At 51.7% G+C, this 17,426-nt stretch carries 14 protein-coding genes; 8 read left to right on the top strand and 6 right to left on the bottom strand.

Going from position 1 to position 17,426, the window contains the following annotated elements; translation table 11 throughout:
- The first annotated feature begins 8 nt into the window (after positions 1-8).
- From IE090_RS09845 to IE090_RS09820, 6 genes are all read left to right on the top strand, one after another.
- Complete coding sequence (locus tag IE090_RS09845; protein ID WP_189388200.1) at positions 9-479, top strand: TlpA family protein disulfide reductase; 471 nt, start codon at positions 9-11, stop codon at positions 477-479.
- Positions 476-844: a DUF4266 domain-containing protein gene (locus tag IE090_RS09840; RefSeq protein WP_189388199.1), complete on the top strand. Its 369-nt coding sequence runs from the start codon at positions 476-478 to the stop codon at positions 842-844. Before IE090_RS09845 ends, IE090_RS09840 begins: the two co-directional genes overlap by 4 nt.
- A complete protein-coding gene (locus tag IE090_RS09835; protein WP_189388198.1) occupies positions 831-2,099 on the top strand; it encodes a DUF3570 domain-containing protein in 1,269 nt (422 codons plus the stop codon). The genes IE090_RS09840 and IE090_RS09835 overlap by 14 nt, the downstream gene beginning before the upstream one ends.
- A gap of 208 nt (positions 2,100-2,307) precedes the next feature.
- Positions 2,308-2,658: a DUF805 domain-containing protein gene (locus tag IE090_RS09830; protein WP_189388197.1), complete on the top strand. Its 351-nt coding sequence runs from the start codon at positions 2,308-2,310 to the stop codon at positions 2,656-2,658.
- Between the two features lie 75 nt (positions 2,659-2,733).
- Positions 2,734-3,255 carry a hypothetical protein gene (locus IE090_RS09825; RefSeq protein WP_189388196.1) on the top strand — a complete coding sequence of 174 codons (522 nt, stop codon included), beginning with the start codon at positions 2,734-2,736 and terminating at the stop codon, positions 3,253-3,255.
- A 115-nt stretch (positions 3,256-3,370) separates the two neighbouring features.
- Positions 3,371-5,221: a DUF885 domain-containing protein gene (locus tag IE090_RS09820; protein WP_189388195.1), complete on the top strand. Its 1,851-nt coding sequence runs from the start codon at positions 3,371-3,373 to the stop codon at positions 5,219-5,221.
- Positions 5,222-5,273: 52 nt separating this feature from the next.
- Here the strand turns inward: IE090_RS09820 and IE090_RS09815 are convergent, their stop codons facing one another.
- From IE090_RS09815 to gbpA, 4 genes are all read right to left on the bottom strand, one after another.
- Positions 5,274-6,041, bottom strand: coding sequence for a substrate-binding periplasmic protein (locus IE090_RS09815; protein WP_189388194.1), 768 nt, complete (start codon positions 6,039-6,041; stop codon positions 5,274-5,276).
- Positions 6,042-6,364: 323 nt separating this feature from the next.
- Entirely contained in the window at positions 6,365-6,925 is a 561-nt protein-coding gene (locus IE090_RS09810; RefSeq protein WP_189388193.1) for a DJ-1 family glyoxalase III, read from the bottom strand.
- 141 nt (positions 6,926-7,066) lie between these two features.
- Positions 7,067-8,818: a PKD domain-containing protein gene (locus tag IE090_RS09805; RefSeq protein ID WP_189388192.1), complete on the bottom strand. Its 1,752-nt coding sequence runs from the start codon at positions 8,816-8,818 to the stop codon at positions 7,067-7,069.
- A gap of 112 nt (positions 8,819-8,930) precedes the next feature.
- Complete coding sequence (gbpA, locus tag IE090_RS09800) at positions 8,931-10,331, bottom strand: N-acetylglucosamine-binding protein GbpA (RefSeq protein WP_189388191.1); 1,401 nt, start codon at positions 10,329-10,331, stop codon at positions 8,931-8,933.
- Positions 10,332-11,007: 676 nt separating this feature from the next.
- On the opposite strand from gbpA, the gene IE090_RS09795 reads away from it, so the two are divergent.
- Positions 11,008-15,090: a tandem-95 repeat protein gene (locus IE090_RS09795; RefSeq protein WP_189388190.1), complete on the top strand. Its 4,083-nt coding sequence runs from the start codon at positions 11,008-11,010 to the stop codon at positions 15,088-15,090.
- A 10-nt stretch (positions 15,091-15,100) separates the two neighbouring features.
- Complete coding sequence (locus IE090_RS09790; RefSeq protein ID WP_189388189.1) at positions 15,101-15,526, top strand: hypothetical protein; 426 nt, start codon at positions 15,101-15,103, stop codon at positions 15,524-15,526.
- A 107-nt stretch (positions 15,527-15,633) separates the two neighbouring features.
- Here IE090_RS09790 and IE090_RS09785 read toward each other — a convergent pair whose 3' ends face one another.
- A complete protein-coding gene (locus IE090_RS09785) occupies positions 15,634-16,425 on the bottom strand; it encodes a siderophore-interacting protein (protein ID WP_189388188.1) in 792 nt (263 codons plus the stop codon).
- Between the two features lie 77 nt (positions 16,426-16,502).
- On the bottom strand, positions 16,503-17,369 hold the full coding sequence (locus IE090_RS09780) for a LysR family transcriptional regulator (RefSeq protein WP_189388187.1): 867 nt from the start codon (positions 17,367-17,369) through the stop codon (positions 16,503-16,505).
- Positions 17,370-17,426: the final 57 nt, after the last annotated feature.

The raw sequence follows: 17,426 nt of genomic DNA, 5'->3' as shown, positions 1-17,426 counted from the left end.
GAGTCCCTATGAAATATTGGATCACAGCTTTGCTATTTAACTTTGCCTGCAGTTTGCCAGCCGCTGCGCTGGAGGTGGGCGAGCGTGTGCCTGCAAAAATGCAAGCAGAGCTTTTTAATCAACCGGATGTGGTGTATGTGGTCGACTTTTTTGCCCAGTGGTGTGTTTCTTGTCGAATTGAGTTGCCTGAGATTAATACCTTGTTTAATGAATTGAAAAACAATAAACAAGTGCAGTTTGTTGGCGTAGATGTCGATGAGGACGTTCAAGTGGCGAAAGATTTTCAGGCCTCCCTTGGCTTGGAGTTCCCGATTGTGAATGACCCAAGCGGGCGGGTGATCGGTGCTTTTGCACCCATGGGCATGCCGGCTTTGTATTACGTCGTTAATGGCGAAGTCAAAGGTCGTCGCTTAGGGGCTTTGCCGCACATTAACGACGTGATTCGTGCCGATGTGCAGCAATTGGGAGTAGCGCTGTGAAAACCGCGTGGGCCTTTATGTTGAGCGTGTGCAGCTGTGTGAGCTTGGCTGAGGTAAAAGTATTTTATACACCTCCCGTGCAGGCATCATCGCCAGCAAAGAGCGTGCAGACTCAGCCACTTAAACCGGTTGCCAAATTAGAGGAAGTAAAACCCTTGCCTGCGCCGTCGGAGTTGGCCGCAATCGAGCCATTATTGGGGATAGAGCCGGTAAAACCCTGGCAAAAAGCGGTGTTGGCACAACCGGCCATGAAACCAGCTGGACGCTTGCCCAGCGTGGCCAAGTTTAATCAAAAGGTATTTTCATCGAAAGAAAATACCCGCGGTGGCACGGGCATTGGTGGAGGTGGCTGTGGTTGCAATTAATACCTGCTTTGGCCGTCTGAGGTCACGTGATCTGTCGCGTGATCTGTCGCGTGGCCTGACGTTGTTACTGGTGCTGCTACTGCTGCTGCACAGCGTGTGGGTGGGGGCAGGCGAGTGGTCGTACCATGCTTTGTATTACGCCGAGGGCGATGACAGGGTTACGGTTGAAGATCATGTCGCCAGCGTAAAGCATTCGTTTGGGGTCGATTATGACTTAAAAATGGACGTGGGTTACGATGCTATTTCTGGCGCATCGCCGACACTGCAATCGAATACGCCGGTACTGACTCAGCAGGACGCCGAAGCGCGCCAGCAAAAAGTGGCTGAAGCGGATAAGCAAACGGATAAACTGATCTTGGCTTACGACCCTAACGGTGATTATAAAAAGCGCAACGTCGAGCTGGAAGACATTCGCCGTTCGATCAACGTGTCACTGCTGATGCGGGATGAGCAGCGCAATGAAACCACACTGGGCGCTAGTTATTCCAAAGAGGAAGACTACACCAGCTCCAGTGCCAGTGCATCGCGCTTATGGTGGGCGGATCGGCGTAAAAATCGCTCTTATAGCGCCGGCGTGTCGGTGATTTATAACGAGTCGTATGTGTTCAGTGATGGCTACGCTGACCAGTACATCGACAATAACCTGATGTGGGATGCGGAGCTGGGCGTGAATCAGGTGCTGTCAGACAAAGCCCATGTGTCATTGTCGGCTTATATAAATCATGACATCGGCTATTTAAGCAATCACTATCAAACCATCGTGCGTGGCATTGACTTGGACAATAACCAAAGAATAGAGCGCAGTGAGTGGCTGCTGGCGGCGGAACAGCGCCCAGATAGCCGCACCGGTGGTGGCATCGGGGCCTTGCACGTGTGGCAGTGGCAAAGCGGCATTACCAGCCAGCTGAATTATCGTTATTTTGATGATGATTGGGGCATCGCCAGCCATACCCTGAACTGGGCACTGGATATACCCATCAGTCAGCAACTCACGCTGCTGCCCGTGGCGCGTCTGTATCAACAGCAAGCGGCGTTTTTCTACCGCGATGCGGACAGCGACGACAAGGTCTTTAATGCCCGTCAATACGGCAGCAGTGACCAGCGCTTGGGAGACTACCATGCTTGGCACGCGCAGCTGGGGGCTCAGTGGCGCCCGGTGCAGCATTGGCAGATAGACAGCAGCCTGGCGTTGTATCAGCAAAGCAACGATTTCAGCGCTTGGTGGTTGATGCTGGGTGCCAGCTACACCTATTAGTTGACCGTTGTTGCGGCGGATTCTGTTGAATGCATCAACATTGGCCTACAACGGCGTTAACAGTGTGACTGTGATGCAGTCATCACCCTGTTGGTTTTTTGCGCCAAGGTGCTTGAACTTGGCGTGATAAAGGCTTACTTTTCTTGACCTTGGCGCAGGGACGCATGCCTGGCGCCATTTTTTGGCCCATTAAATACGGAGAAAAACCATGAACTGGTATATCCAAGCGTTAAAAAACTACTTTAACTTCTCTGATCGTGCTCGTCGTAAAGAATATTGGATGTTTATCCTGTTCTACATCGTTTTTTATGCTGTCGCAGTGGCAATTGACTTTGCCGTAGGTTCGCCTGGCTACATTTCTATCGCTTATTCGTTACTGTTGTTTATTCCAAGTCTATCTGTGTGCGTGCGTCGCTTGCATGATACTAATCGCAGTGGCTGGTGGGTGCTGTTGGCATTTGTTCCAATTGCCAACCTAGTATTGATTGTCTTCCTAGTACAAGATAGCCGTGATGAAGACAACCGCTTCGGTGAGTCACCTAAGCTGGCAGCAGCTTAATAACCGTTTTGCACTAAGGCAGAGCAGTTTCTAAAAGCGGCCAATCGGCCGCTTTTTCTATATCAAGGAAGAATCATGTCAGAGCCTCAAGTCGTTTATAAGCGCAACTCAGTTTGGTGGATTGCCACTTGCTATTTGTTGGGCACATTGTTTTTGTTGCTGGCAGCCGTGGGTGGCCTAGTTAACGCTGGCATTGGTGGAGTTCAAGCATTAATCGAGCTGTCGGATGAGCAAGAGGCGCAGCGCTACTTGGCCGGCACCCTCAATGACCAAGTGAAAATCAGCGGCTTTCGCGTGACTGCTGGCGAGCGTGTACCGGTATTATCGGTGGCCATTGATAACAACAGCCAGCACACCATTAGCAAAGTTCACCTGGAAATATCGTTAGTCGACGACGCCGGTATTGCCATTGTCAGTGAAACCAAGTGGCTGTCTGATCTGAGCAGTATTTTCCCGGGTGATCGAGCACAAGTACAGTTGCCATTGCCACCAGCCATGGCGGGTAAGCTGGGAGAGTATCAAGTACGCATTGCCTCATTTTCTGTGCTCGATAATGCCAGTCTAAAGACGATGTGCGAGAGTATTCCAAGTTCATAGCCATCATCGCTCCGAGGTCCCTTGGGTATCAAAAACTGGAACAAAGAGTCCTTGCTGCATAGCAGAGGCCAGTCTTATGATGGCTGGGTTTTTGATATTAAGGGATCGCATCACGATGAAGCGACTATTAAAATGGACTGGCGCTGTTAGTTTATCAGCAGTGGTATTAGCGACTGGTTTTGCAGCGCACGAATGGTATGCAGAGAAGCCGTTCTATCTCAATAACTACCTAAACCGAGAGCTATTGAAAGAGGCGCTTACCCAACCCCAGCAACTGACCTCGTTGGGCTTTCTCGAAACCGTCGGTATTGATGGCCATAATGCTCGACTCAATGACTTAAGCCCTGAGCGTTATGAGGCGTTTTACCAGCGAGTGCTTAAAGGGCGTGAAGTACTGCTGCAATATGATGATGCACAGCTGTCGGAGCAGGAGCGTTTATCGAAAGCTGTCGCTCTTTATTTAGCGAATCAGGAAATCGAAGGCTATCGCTTTCGTTTTCATGACTATCCGGTGAATCAGCTATTTGGTGTGCAGAACTGGTTCCCCAGCTTTATGGATTCACAGCACCAAATCACCGACCTTGAATCCGTTGAGCACTATTTAGCACGCTTAAGTGCGGTGGATACTCAGTTCCAGCAGCTGTTACAAGGCTTACGGGAGCGAGAGCGGCGCGGCGTGCTGCCGCCGAGATTTGTCGTTGATCGGGTGCTGGATGAAATGCAGGGGTTTGTTGCCGCTGCACCGGCGGAAAACATCTTATACACCTCTCTCGAAAAGCGACTGGCTGAGTCTGAAGTGGCGGTTAGCGAACGTGCGCCGTTATTGTCACAAACAGCGGCGGCAATTGAAGGGCAAGTGTATCCGGCTTACCAGCGCTTGATCGACTACTTCACCGCTTTGCGACCACAAACGACAACGGACGATGGTGTTTGGAAGCTCCCCAATGGCGACGACTACTATCGCCATCAACTGCGGCGCCAAACTACTACCGATTTGAGCCCAGACCGCATTCATGCCATTGGTCTCAATGAGGTTGCGCGAATTCAGGCTGAAATTATTCGTATTTTGCAGCAACAAGGGGTCACGCAAAGCGACGACTTTGCAACGGCGATTAAAGCCTTGGCCGAGCGTTCGGACCAATATTATCCAGACACAGATGCTGGGCGAGAGAAAATTCTACAGGATTACCGCAGCATCATCGATGAAGCAGAGGCAAATCTAGCGGGCGTGTTCGGCCGTACTCCCAAGGCGGATGTTGAAGTGCGCCGTATTCCATTGTTCAAAGAGAAAACGGCACCGGGTGCGTATTACATGCATCCTTCGATTGATGGCAGCCGGCCAGGGCGTTTTTTTGCCAATTTATATGACATTGAAGCCACGCCTAAATATAGTATGCGCACGTTGGCTTACCATGAAGCCGTGCCTGGACATCATTTTCAAATTGCCTTAGCGATGGAGGCCGAAGGTTTGCCCTTTATTCGCCGTGCCTCTCCGTTTACTGCCTTTACCGAAGGTTGGGCTTTGTATGCTGAATATCTAGCGTGGGAAATGGGATTGCAGCAACAACCATTGGATAATGTTGGACGGTTACAGGCTGAATTGTTTCGCGCCGTGCGCTTAGTGGTGGATACAGGTATTCATGCTAAGCGCTGGACGCGAGAGCAAGCCATTGATTATATGGCGGCCAATACTGGCACTGCCATGTCCGATGTGGTGTCAGAAATCGAGCGCTATATCGTTATGCCAGGTCAGGCGACGGCTTATAAAGTTGGTATGATGAAAATTCTGGAGCTACGTGAGCGTGCCCAGCAGCAATTAGGAGAACAGTTTGACTTGGCTGATTTTCACGATGAAATGCTGCGCAATGGCGCTTTGCCAATGGCTTTGCTAGAAAACAGCATCGACCGTTACATTGCTCAACGTCAACCAGCAGCGAAGGGTGGCCAGTTGGCTGGTGGTGATTGATCAACTGGGCTCTGTATCGCGGGCTAGTCGATGCAGAGCCATTTCCTCGCAATTACTTATCACTTAACTGCTCAGAAACGTCGTTATACATAGGGTCATACTTGCCAGCGTTAAAGTCATCAAAATATTGCTGATAGCGTCCGTTTTCTCGCAGCTGTTTTAGCCCGTTGTTGAAGTGTCGCAATAATACCTTGCTGCGCTCTTGGGTGCGTGGAAACAATACAAAGCTCTGATTTTTTGAAATGGGCTTGGGGTGGTGGGTTATCGAGTGCTTAAGGTCGGAGAGCTGGCGCAAGTTAAAATAGCCAACGCTGATTTCTTCTGGGAAGGCATCAATATAGCCTGCATCCAAGCGTTTTAAATTCTGTTCAGTGGTGGATACGCGTTGTAGGGTTAAGACGCCTTGCTCAATGGCTTGATCGAAGGCTGGGCCATAGCTGTAAGCGATGCCACCTCCAAGGGATAAATCAGCTAGATCAGAGAATTGCTGCCATTGCACTGGGGTTTGCCGACGGTGAAATAATACAAAGGTTTCATCCATCACGGGTGCACTGTAGTGAAAATCTAAATGCCTTTCTTCTTCATCCATCCAAATGGCAGTGGCATCGTGATGCCCAGCAGCTGCTTCCCGGTAGGCGCGGGCCCAAGGCATAAAGTGCAGCTCTACTTTATATCCTTGGCTAGCAAATACACCATGAATAAGATGGGCGATATGGCCTTGGTGTTGTTGGGTCGTGCTTAAAAAGGGCGGCCATGAGCCGACGGCAATGCTGACGCTAGGTTGTGCTGCGTCTTCACTGTGAGCCTGACTTAGCAACATAATCAGCAGTGCTGGAATCCATCTCACTAACCATGGTCGGCAACCTGACTGCATAAAATCACCCTATGCTCGTGTCCTGAGTCTGAAGTTCGCATGCTTTCAGCGGGCCATCCAAGTTCTCTGGCGAGGCGTGCCTTACAGGCAATGGTGGTTCCATTGGCAAGCGGCAGAACGACGCCAGAGGGCTTGAAGGGGCGCCCCAAAGGAACGAATGGAAAGCCCCATTACGGCGTTGCTGCCCTTGAAAAGATCCCGATATCTCCTGCGAACAGCGCCTTGTACTAGCGCTTTCCATTCGCTCTGAAAATATACGAACTCCTGACTCAGGACACTAGTAGTAAATCTTTAGCGATGCCATGTGCTTTTTCATCACCGGCCACCGCAGCGACAACGCGCAATGCAAACACCATGGCGGTAGCTGGCCCACGGCTGGTAATGAAGTGCCCGTCGACAATGATAGGTTCTGTCACGCACATGGTGGCAGACTCCAATAATTTTTCTTCAAATCCTGGGTAGCACGTCGCACGACGACCATTGAGTAACTGGTAATCGGCTAATACCACGGCTGGCGATGCACAAATAGCAGCAATCCAGCCTTCACGCTCATGTTGGCGCATGACAATGTCTTTAACGGCAGGATGCTTATTTAAATTTTCAGCACCAGGCATACCACCTGGCAATACCACAGCATCCCATTGCTGTTGTTGGCAATCTGCTGCCACGCAATCTGCCTGCACCCTAACACCGTGAGCTGCGGTAATCTGGGTTTGGCTACTGGCGGCAGCCACCGTGGTGTCAATGCCAGCACGGCGCAACACATCAATACAGGTCAGGGTTTCAATTTCTTCACTGCCGTCTGCAATAAATACGACCACCTTGGCCATGAACTACTCCTAGTCATTAATGGTAACAATGGCTGGCAAAATAGCCATGCTGAGCTACTCGCCTTAGAGTTACTCTAGCACCGGCCAGAAGCAATGAACAACCGCCGACAGGATGCCGGCGGTGGTGGCGTTGGCGGGGGATTATTGGTAATTCATTTCCAAGCTTACGCCAGAAAAGCTACGAAATGCGCGAATACCAACGTAATAAGTTGTGCTGGTAGGTGCTGCGATAGAGCAGGTTTCACTATTACCGCTGCTGTAGGGGCGGCAGTCGTAGTTGCTGCGATCTGGCTGCTGGGCTGCACGTAGGTATAAATCGGCATCACCAAAGCCACCGTACATGCGCACACTCAGATCACGTGCGCTGCGCGGAAGCTCGATTTTGTACATCAACCAATTACCCGATGATAGGGATAAATCCGTGACAACGTCGCCTGGGTTTAAAACTGGGATGCCATCATCGGTCTGCACAGAAACGGTCTTGCTGGTGGTGTCGGTGAGACCGTCGTTATCGGTGACGGTGAGGGTAACCATGTAATCTCCGGCCGCACGGTAGGTGTGAGTAGGGCTGGCGTTACTGGCATCATTACCATCGCCAAAGTCCCACTGATAAGCACTGATGGTGCCATCCGGGTCGCGACTTTGGTTGTTGAAGCTCGCCGTCAATTGCGCGGTGGTCACGGTAAAATCGGCTACAGGTGCTTGTTGGCCGCCATCGCCGTTATCGTTGTCTGGGATGCCATCAAAAAAGTCGCTGATTTTCGGCCAAATTCGCTCAATCAAAACCCCTTGATTCGGGCAGCCGCCAAAGTGGTGCAAAGCAATGACTTTATTGCTGGAATCGGCCAAAACCGGTGAGCCGGAACTGCCACCAATGGTATCGCACAAGTAGCCGGTGTCTGTGTTGCTGCCACGTCCACCGGTAACGGCGACGTCAATTTCACACTGGCCGGAGCTATTGCGATCGGATTCGATCGATAATTCCTTAGGATTGCCAGCTCCGTGTTGGGGGATGAAAATGCCTTCGCCCACGACCGGTTCGCGCACATCCAAACCGTAATAACCAAATCCTTGCAACTGTTCAAAATTGTTAACAGTAAATAAAGTAAAGTCGAGTTGATAATCGGTGGCCAATAGCTGACTACCCGTTACTTTAGTGACCGGTGCCAGGCTGTTGCCATTGCAACTGGTGTGCTGATAATTAAACCAAACTTCGGCATTAGCAACTTCGCTAGCCGAGGAAATGCAGTGATTATTGGTCATCACTCGGTTTTCTTTACCAACGCGCCAAGCGGTGCAAACGCCGCCATTAAACAGCAATTTGGCCGTGGCTCTTGAGCGCTCAAATTCGCGTGGATGGCTATCAGACCAACACATCACGTCTCGACGCTCCATGGCACCACAGGTCGACATGATCGACATATCTGGCCCCTGACTGAGCTCTACGGGTGAAAAGCCTTGCTGTATTTGATCGATGCTGACTTCGGCATCGCTGTTACCGGAGGGTGTACCTTCGACGCTGACGATTACGCTGTCGGCACTGATCGACATGGCCGCAAAGCCATTTGCATCTGTGTGTGTGGCTTGGGTGCGAACAGAGGCGGTGCCACCTGGGTAGCGATATTGCTCGCTGCCATCCAGGTTGCTGACCACCAGCGTCATGCCCGCAGGCAGTTGAAACTGATCAAAGTGCAGCTTTAGAAAGCTGGCGCCGTCACGCTCAATGGTGAGTTGATGGGAACCCGTGTTGTTCCAGCCCGATTGCCAGTCGTAGTCGGCAGAAAAAGGCTTGTCTTCGGCGACCTTGACCCATTGCGTGGGTTCGTCGATGGCCTGGGCCTGGTTTAAAACAACGGATAGAAAAATCCCACTCATCCAAGTTATTTTTTTCATGCTTGTTGATCCTTATCGATAGCTACCCCACTTCGATAACACTGCATATCAGAGGCTTTGGGTTAAACCCCGCCCGGGTTGGGCAGGGTGTTGTTAGACACCTTGTGAGTGCCTATTGGCCAATCAGTACCCAGGCGTCTTGCCAGGCACGGCCAACTCCAGGGGCATAGGCAGGGTCGGCGGCGCGATAAATACGGCACCAACCTGCGTATGGATGCGGTTTGCATTGATATACACGACCGTCCTCAGCCAAGACGCGATCACCGGCACGGTATTGCGCGTGTTGGTTGGGGTACACATAGTCGTAATCACTGTTGCTCAATGTGACGTTAAAGTCGTAGCTGAACTGTTCCGTCACGCCTTGATCGTTACTGGCGGCGATCACTAAGCGGTAATCTCCGGGGAGTGGATTGTTCACGTTTAAAGGCAGCATTAATTGCTGATTTAGCTCGGCTTTTTTACTGCTCAGCAACTGCTGCTGGCGGTACAAGCTAACGTCCAGGTTTAATGGCTGCTCGCTGGTGATGTCGAGGTTGAGTGCTAATGCACTGCCGTCAAGTTGATAGCTTTTTTGTAAGTTATTTAATGACAAACTTACAGGGTCACGGTCAATTAAATCAAAGCTGAGTTCTGCTCGCTGCAGTGAACTGTCGCTCGCAACCCAAAGGTCATTTTTACCGGCAACGGGGGTAATGTTTCCTTGAGCATCTAATACGCCAGCGAATACGCCTTGCTGTTGCTGGTTGATCCAGCTGGCAAAGGCTTGTGTCCAATCGTCGCCGCCTGCGTAAGTCCAGCTCATTGACGTCACTTGCTGTTGCTGATCGAACAAACGGAGGATGACCGTATCGCCAGCAATTAACTGACGACCTGGGTTGATATCGCCAATGTCAGTCCATTTGGGGGCATCGCCACCGGCAATGGTCAGATCAACCACCTGGTAGAACGAGTTGACGGTGTCGCCCACGTCCCAAACGCCCAGTAAAACGTGATAGCCGCTCAGGTTGGCGGGCAAATAACAGTTATGACGCAGCGGGTTCGCTGGTTGTTGTTGCTTGCCATCATGGGTGCAAAACGGATCGCTGCTAAAGCTGTTGCGCGTCAGCGGCTCGTTAGGGTTCCAGCCTGGTTTGGTGATGAAATAACGAAAATCTCGGCTAACGTGAGGCGCGGTAAACGTCCATTCAATTTCGATAGGACCACCGGCCACTGCGGTTTTACTCCAGCGGCTGCTGGTTTGCACATCCAGTGGGGCAAAACCGGCGTTGCCACCACTGGCAATTTTGCCATCGGCTGGGCCGGATTGCGGATAGCGATCCGGGCCTTCGACACTTTGCGGCTCCCATTGGATGGCACCACACTGGTTGTTATCACCAGTGGCGCACAGTTTGCTGCGGGAAGGTGGTTCAGAAATGTAGCCATGGGCCAGGCTCTGAGCAGGCATAAGGGCAGAAATAAACAGTGCGCCCAAGGCGCTCGCAGGTGATAGCCACTGGCGGGATCTTACCGTCATGTTGGCCTCCTTTATTCGGTTCGATTAAGTTAACCAGCCTTTTGAGCTGGGCCGTTGTCAGTGTATGAAGTTGGAATCGTCGTACCAAAACAATGCGGGTAGGCATTGTCACAAACTGAGAACTGACTCTATAACCACCCAGTCAAGCAAGCTCCTTTGACTGGGTATGACCGAACATAGCAGACATTTTTGGCCACATTTCTAATTGTGTGCGGAAATTTTGTAATGGCCTGTGTTTTCATTTTTTAATAAGTTTTTGTCCGAATTATTCTGATTTTTTCTCGGATTATTTTATTATTTTTAACGAGTGATTATTTCCACGGTTGCACGGTGTGAGGGGCGACCAGATCGTTCATCGCAGAAGCCTGTGCGAGCAACGCCGAAGGCGGGCCAATTAGCGGCCAAGAGGGTATGACAAACAGAGAAATAAAGCTCGGTTTTGGTTTTATATTTCGAAGATTGTTCGGTGCATGCTGGGTGGTGATTGGATGAATGCTCGGCGAGGGAGTGTTGATAAAACTGGCTTTAAATAACCATGTTTTTTACCAAGTTCTCACACTTGTTACTCAGCATTACAATTGATTGAAGCTGGTCACAGTTTGAAACATCGGCGCTGGGCAAGGGGCGCGCAATCCTAATAATAGCGCGCCATTGTCCAGATAAGTCGGAGTTGTAAATGCATAAGTTGATTGCAGTCGCGGTCAGTGCCGCCATGCTCAGTGCGTGTGGTGGTGGAAGTAGTGACGGTGGTGAAGGTCGCACACCGGGAACCGGTGAAGGGGTCGAGCCCACTCCCGTGACTGGCGGTAATGGCAATAACCGTCCTCCTAGGCTGTTAACCAATGATTGGTCAACGGCATTGGACCAAGACTTATCTTTGCAGCTGCCAGCTGAAGACCCAGATGGCGATTCGCTGACTTTCCGCATTGTACAAGGCCCGGGTAAAGGCACTGCGTCGCTCAGCGAAGACGGCCAACTGCAGTACCAGCCGAATGCCGATTCAACCGGCAACGACGTTATTATCATCGCGATTTCCGATGGACAGACGGAAATTGAATCCGCCATTACCATCGAGCTGCAAACTCCGATTACACCGATTCCCATGCCTGAGCCCGAGCCTGTTCCTCAGCCAGAGCCGGAACCAGAACCTAAGCCAGAACCTAAGCCAGAACCTAAGCCAGAACCTAAGCCAGAACCTAAGCCAGAACCTAAGCCAGAACCTAAGCCAGAACCTAAGCCAGAGCCAGAGCCGAAGCCAGAGCCAGAGCCAGAGCCGAAGCCAGAGCCAGAGCCAGAGCCAGAGCCAGAGCCAGAGCCAGAGCCAGAGCCGGAACCTAAGCCCGAGCCACGTTTAACGGCCATTAATGCCGAAGCCAACGAAGACAGCGCTATTCGGGTTAACTTGGATCGCAGTGGTTATACCGCACGCTCATTCGTTATGTTGCGTGCACCGCGCAACGGCCGAGCCGGTATTGTTGACGAGCAGTGGCAGTACACACCGGAGGAAAACTTCTTCGGTAAAGATCATTTTATTTTGGCTGCGCGCGTTGATGGCCAAGTTGTACAACAACGCATTAACGTCAATATCAAGCCGGTAAACGATGTACCGCGTCTGGTGAGTCCTAAATCCGCGTTAGAGCTCGAAGCCGGTCGCGTTAGCCGAATGACGTTTACCGCCGTTGATGTGGAAAAAAGCGATTTGACCTTTGCGCTAAAAGCACCGGCCCAATTGGGCACGGCGGTGATGGAGCGCAATCAGCTGGTGTATACCGCGGGTGATAAAGCTGGCCAAGAAACGCTGACCCTGGTGGTGAGCGATGGCAGCGACCAGCTTGAGCACACCATTGCTGTCACAGTGCAGGAAGCTGAAGTCGAAAGCTTGCCGCTGGAGCTGGTGTCTACCCGCCTGAACGTGGCGGAAGATGAATCGCTGCAGGCACAGTTGCAAAGCCAAGGTGGGCAGGAAGATAAAGTGCGTTTTCGCTTGCTGACTCAAGGCGGCAATGCCGAGTCGGTGAACCTGACAGCGCAAGGTCGTTTGACCTATCAACCCAAGGCGAACTTTAACGGCGAAGAGCAGCTGCATATTGAAGTCAGCGATGGTGATCAAACCATCCGTGAATGGTTGAGCATTACTGTCGATTCTGTCAATGATGCGCCACAGTTGGATGTTGCACAGCTGCAGTTAAACATGCTGGCGGGCGAGCAAGTAACGCGCACGCTGGAAGCAGAAGATGTTGATGGCGATGCTTTAACCTTAAGCCAAGGTGAAGCACCGCAAAAAGGCACTCTAACACTGCAGCCTAATAGCATGGATTGGCAATACCAGGCTAACCAGAACGCCACGGGCGATGATCGCTTTAGCCTGCGCGTGAGCGATGGCACGGTGACAGCTGATATGGTGGTAACGGTGTCGATTGAGGCGGCCACACTACCGGATATTCAGTTCCAGCCATTGTCTGTGGCAGAAGACACAGAACTCAATGCGCAGCTGCAGCCCCAGGGCAACAATGTACCGTCATTAAGCTATGAGTTGTTAACGAATGCCAGCCATGGTGCAGCCACGTTAACGGAAAGTGGCCAGCTGACCTATCAACCAGAAGCCAACTTTAATGGCACTGAAATACTAAGCATTAAAGTTGGATCATCAGGTTACTCTGACAAGACTCTGAACGTGGTTGTTCAAGTAACGCCTGTCAATGATGCACCCGTATTCAATATGTCGACACAGAGCTATGAAGTCAGTGCCGATCAGGCTATTCGCATTAGTCTTGTCGCGAAGGATGTGGATAAGGATCAGCTGCAATACGCTGTGATAAGTGGGGGCAATCTTGGTCAAGTCCAGTTTGAAGAGAATGTTTTGGTTTATCACGCAGCCAAAGACAGCGCTGGTGAGGATCGTTTGCGTGTGCAAGTCAGCGATGGTGCGCTGACAGATCAAGTCGATTTGACGGTCAATGTTCAGGAGTTGAACCAACTACCTAACGGTGATGATCCGCTCTATGCACAACAGTGGCATTTAAAGAATACAGGTCAAAGTGCCTATGCCCGAAATGCGGGCACTGCTGGGCACGATATTAATGTTGAACCTGTTCACCGTTTAGGTTTGCTGGGTGAAAATATACGTGTAGCGGTTGTCGACACTGGCCTAGAGATAAACCATCCCGATTTGCGTGATAATGTCGTAGCGAATAGATCCTACGACTTTGTGAACGGTGATACTGATCCAACTCCTGCTATGGATCCATGGAATCCTGCTGGCGGCGATCACGGCACATCGGTAGCGGGGTTGATTGCTGCGCGTGGCTTTAACGGTATCGGTGGTCGTGGTGTAGCGCCGTATGCCGAGCTATTAGGCTTTAACTTCTTAGAGAACCAAAGTAATTACGCCTGGTTTAGGTCCCACGGCGGTACGCCTACGGCTGCTTCTCCTGGCGGTCCGCGCTCGGATGATGCTCTGGTGATCAATATGAGCTATGGCAGTGATGGTATTCAACCAGGCCGAGGGCCTAGCAGCTGGTTTGATGATTTCCGCCGCGATAAGACCACCAACAATAACGGTGGTCGTGGTGTGGCTTACATTAAGTCGGCGGGCAACTCGTTTAAAGGCATTAAGGTGGGTGGCTATCAGTTTGCAGGGCGCACTGCAGTTTGGATCACTGGTTTGAACCCAGATTTAGCGGACCATATCGCCAACAACACAGGCGATAACTCGACCTTTTATTACACCGTTGTTTCTGCGTTAGCCGCTGATGCAGATACGCCATTATCGTCCTATTCATCAGTCGGTTCGTCCATTTGGGTGTCAGCACCAGGCGGTGAACATGGCGACCTATACCCGGCGATGATCACCACGGATCTGACAACTTGTGATCATGGTTATTCACGCCAACAAGGCTTTAATGGCCAGCCAGTCGCGGCAAACAGTAACTGTGATTACACGTCAAACTTTAACGGCACCTCATCTGCAGCTCCGGTAACATCCGGTGTGGCGGCATTGATTTTTGAAGCCAATGATTTGCTGACCTGGCGTGATGTGCGACACATTATGGCCATGACCGCGCGTAAAATTGATGACGATTTTGCACCGGTAGAGGTCGATTTGGGTAACGGTAGTCTGTTCACCGCTGAGCCGGGTTGGGTGCAAAATGCCGCTGGTCATTGGTTCCATAACTGGTATGGCTTCGGCATGGTCGATGCACATGCTGCTGTTGAGCTGGCAAGCTCCGCCAATTACCAACTGCTGCCGCCTTATCAAGAAACTGGCTTTGTTGATAGTGCAGATATTAACCCCGACCCGATTCCCGACGGCAGCGCTGTGGGGGCGGAAAAAACCGTCGTGATTCATGACGACATTACGGTGGAAGCGATTCAATTGAAGTTCTCCGCCATTCATGGGCGTGATGCCGACTTAGCCGTGATTGTGCGCTCACCCAGTGGTACCGAGGCCATGGTATTGCAGCCACGCAGCATGCTGGTGGCTGACCAGCGCGAAAACCCAATACGCGATCGCAGAACTAATGCTGTTATCCCTCACGATTTTAATGACACTGTTTTGCTGAGTAATGCCTTCTATGGTGAGCCGGCACAGGGTACTTGGACAGTTAAATTAGTGGATACGAATAGTGGTGAATTCCGCTTTCAGGCGACTTTGTTAGATGCTGCGACGGGCAGAACTTATAATGAGGTGATTCGTACCGCTAACCCAGCATCACAAGGCAGCTTTACTGAAGCCGCCATTAATATTTACGGTCATTGAGGGGAATACGATGAAAAAGACGATGTTATTGGCCGCGGCATGGCTATTCAGCACCTCAGTCATGGCGGTAGAAATTGAAAGCAATGGCTGGGTGTTTGAACTGCCAGAGCAGGCAAGTGAGCAAAATAACTCGACAGCACGCAGCGCCCGATCGGGCAAGCGTCCCCAACCCGTGTTGGTGCCGGGCACCAAGGTCTTGGAACGCCAGCGCGGTGAAGAGGGCGTGATTGGTAATACGCTGCTGGTGCGCACGCAAGGCGATATCGATGCGTATCTAGATAACCGCGCCAACGTCACGCGATTCGGCCAGTCATCCTTGATGTTGAGCTATCCACAAGACACGGATATGTGGGCAGAAAAACAGCGCCTTGAGCGCTTGGATGATGTACTTGAAGTGGAAATCGAGGTCATTACCAACCGCTATCGCCCGATGTAAAAAATCCCTCTTTGCCACGGTAAGGGCGAGCGCAGCGCTGCCTTTATCGTGGCCTTTTTCTTCTTTTTAGCGTTTTCTATTCAGCCTTTTCTATTCAGCTTTTTTATTCAGCCTTCATGGGCCTGATCCTTCTGCTTTAACACCTTGTGCTCGTCTTCACTGCGACCCGCTTTCCAATAACTGCTGAGATACGTTTGCTGCCTGGGCAGTTGTAATTGTTGGCGCACAAACTGGCGCATTGCGCGCATCTGATCAAACTCACACGCCACCCACACGGCCAAATCTGCCGGTAGGGAGAGCGTCTTAACCTTCGCGAGCAAATCTGGCTGCGGACCTGTTAACCAATGAATGTTCACTCCTGACGGACGTTGCAACGCCAGTTGATCGCCACTGTCTGGCACAGCAATCACGGCATCACCGCGAGCGTCAGCGGGCAAGTTTTCCAAGTGCGCGCTGATGGCCGGCAGGGCGGTCATATCGCCGACCAACAAATAATGCTGAGCCGGAGCGGGTGATTTGGCCGGCCCGGGGCCTGCGATCATAATGTGGCTACCAGGCTGCGCCTTGGCTGCCCAGCGGCTGGCGGGCCCGCTGTGGTCTTGGTCACCGTGTAGCATGACGTCGACCTGCAGTTGTTGCTGAGCTGTGTCCAGGTGGCGAATGGTGTAGGTGCGCATCAGCGGCCGTTGCCCTTCGTCTGGCTGGCGCTGCAAGGGCTGACCATCATGCTCAAAGCACAACTTGAAATAGCCGCCATCGCTATTGTCGGGCCAGTTTGCCAACACGTCACCTCGCAACGTCAGACGACGCATGCTCGGGCTCAGTGACTGGTTCGCCAGCACGGTGAGCGGTTGAAAGCGGGTGTTTTGGGTTTGGGCAATGATAGAGTTAGCAGCCATAAGATCTCCTTTAAACGATAATCATTATCGTTAATTGCGGCGCTTTGGGAAGCCCTGCCCGTCGGAACAGTTTGTTGTTAGCGGTTCAGCAGGAACTCGGCAAAGGTGCGGTTGGCGTGGGATAAGTAGCCGTCCTTACGCCAGGCCAGCGAAAGGTGCAGCCATACTGGGTCGGCAAAAGGGCGAGTAATCAGGCCGTCGTTGTCATCAATCACCATGGGCAGTAGGGTCGACACACCAAATCCTTGGCGCACCATGGTTTTAATCAGGGTGATGAGGTTGGTCTCTATGCTGATGCGAGGCTGAAAGCCGCCGTCCTTAGCCATGCGTTCAACCACTTTGCGATGAAAAAAACCCTCTTTAAACAGCAACAAGTCCTCGGCAAAAAAAGCATCGGCACTGATCTGAGACTGGGCGGCAAATGGATGATCTTGGGCGCAGGTGACCAGCATTTGCTCACTTAAAAAGCGCTCGGCATGCAGCTCTGGCGGACAGTTTTCATCGACGATCACGGCCAAATCCAACTCGCCATTGAGCAGCAGCTGCCGTAAGCGGTCGGTACCGGCATCGATCACAGAGAGGGTGAGTTGCGGGTAGCGATGGCGAAAGGCCATAAAGATGGGGGGAAAATAATACGACCCCAGCATGCTGGAAACACCGACGCGCACTTCTCCCTGTTGCAGACCTTTGAGTTCCGCCATTTCAATCAGCGCTTCGTCGCTGGCCTGCAACAGTCGCTGTGCGTGGTGATACAGACGCCGCCCTTCGTCGGTGAGTTGGATGCGCTTATCACGGCGCTGCAACAAGGTCAGTTCCAGCTCGGCTTCGAGCTTGCGCATCGCCATGCTGAGAGCGGGTTGGGCAATGTGAAGCTGCTCAGCGGCGCGGGTGTAGCTGCCGAGGTCGGCAATGGTGCGAAAGTAGCGCAGGGTGCGAAGATCCATAACAGACTCTTATAGTTTGTCTAACTAATATATATTTAACTGATTTTAGCTGAGTTG

The sequence above is a fragment of the Bacterioplanes sanyensis genome (assembly GCF_014652515.1).
Lineage (GTDB): Bacteria > Pseudomonadota > Gammaproteobacteria > Pseudomonadales > Oceanobacteraceae > Bacterioplanes > Bacterioplanes sanyensis.
This window is presented reverse-complemented; position numbering and strand designations above follow the sequence as displayed.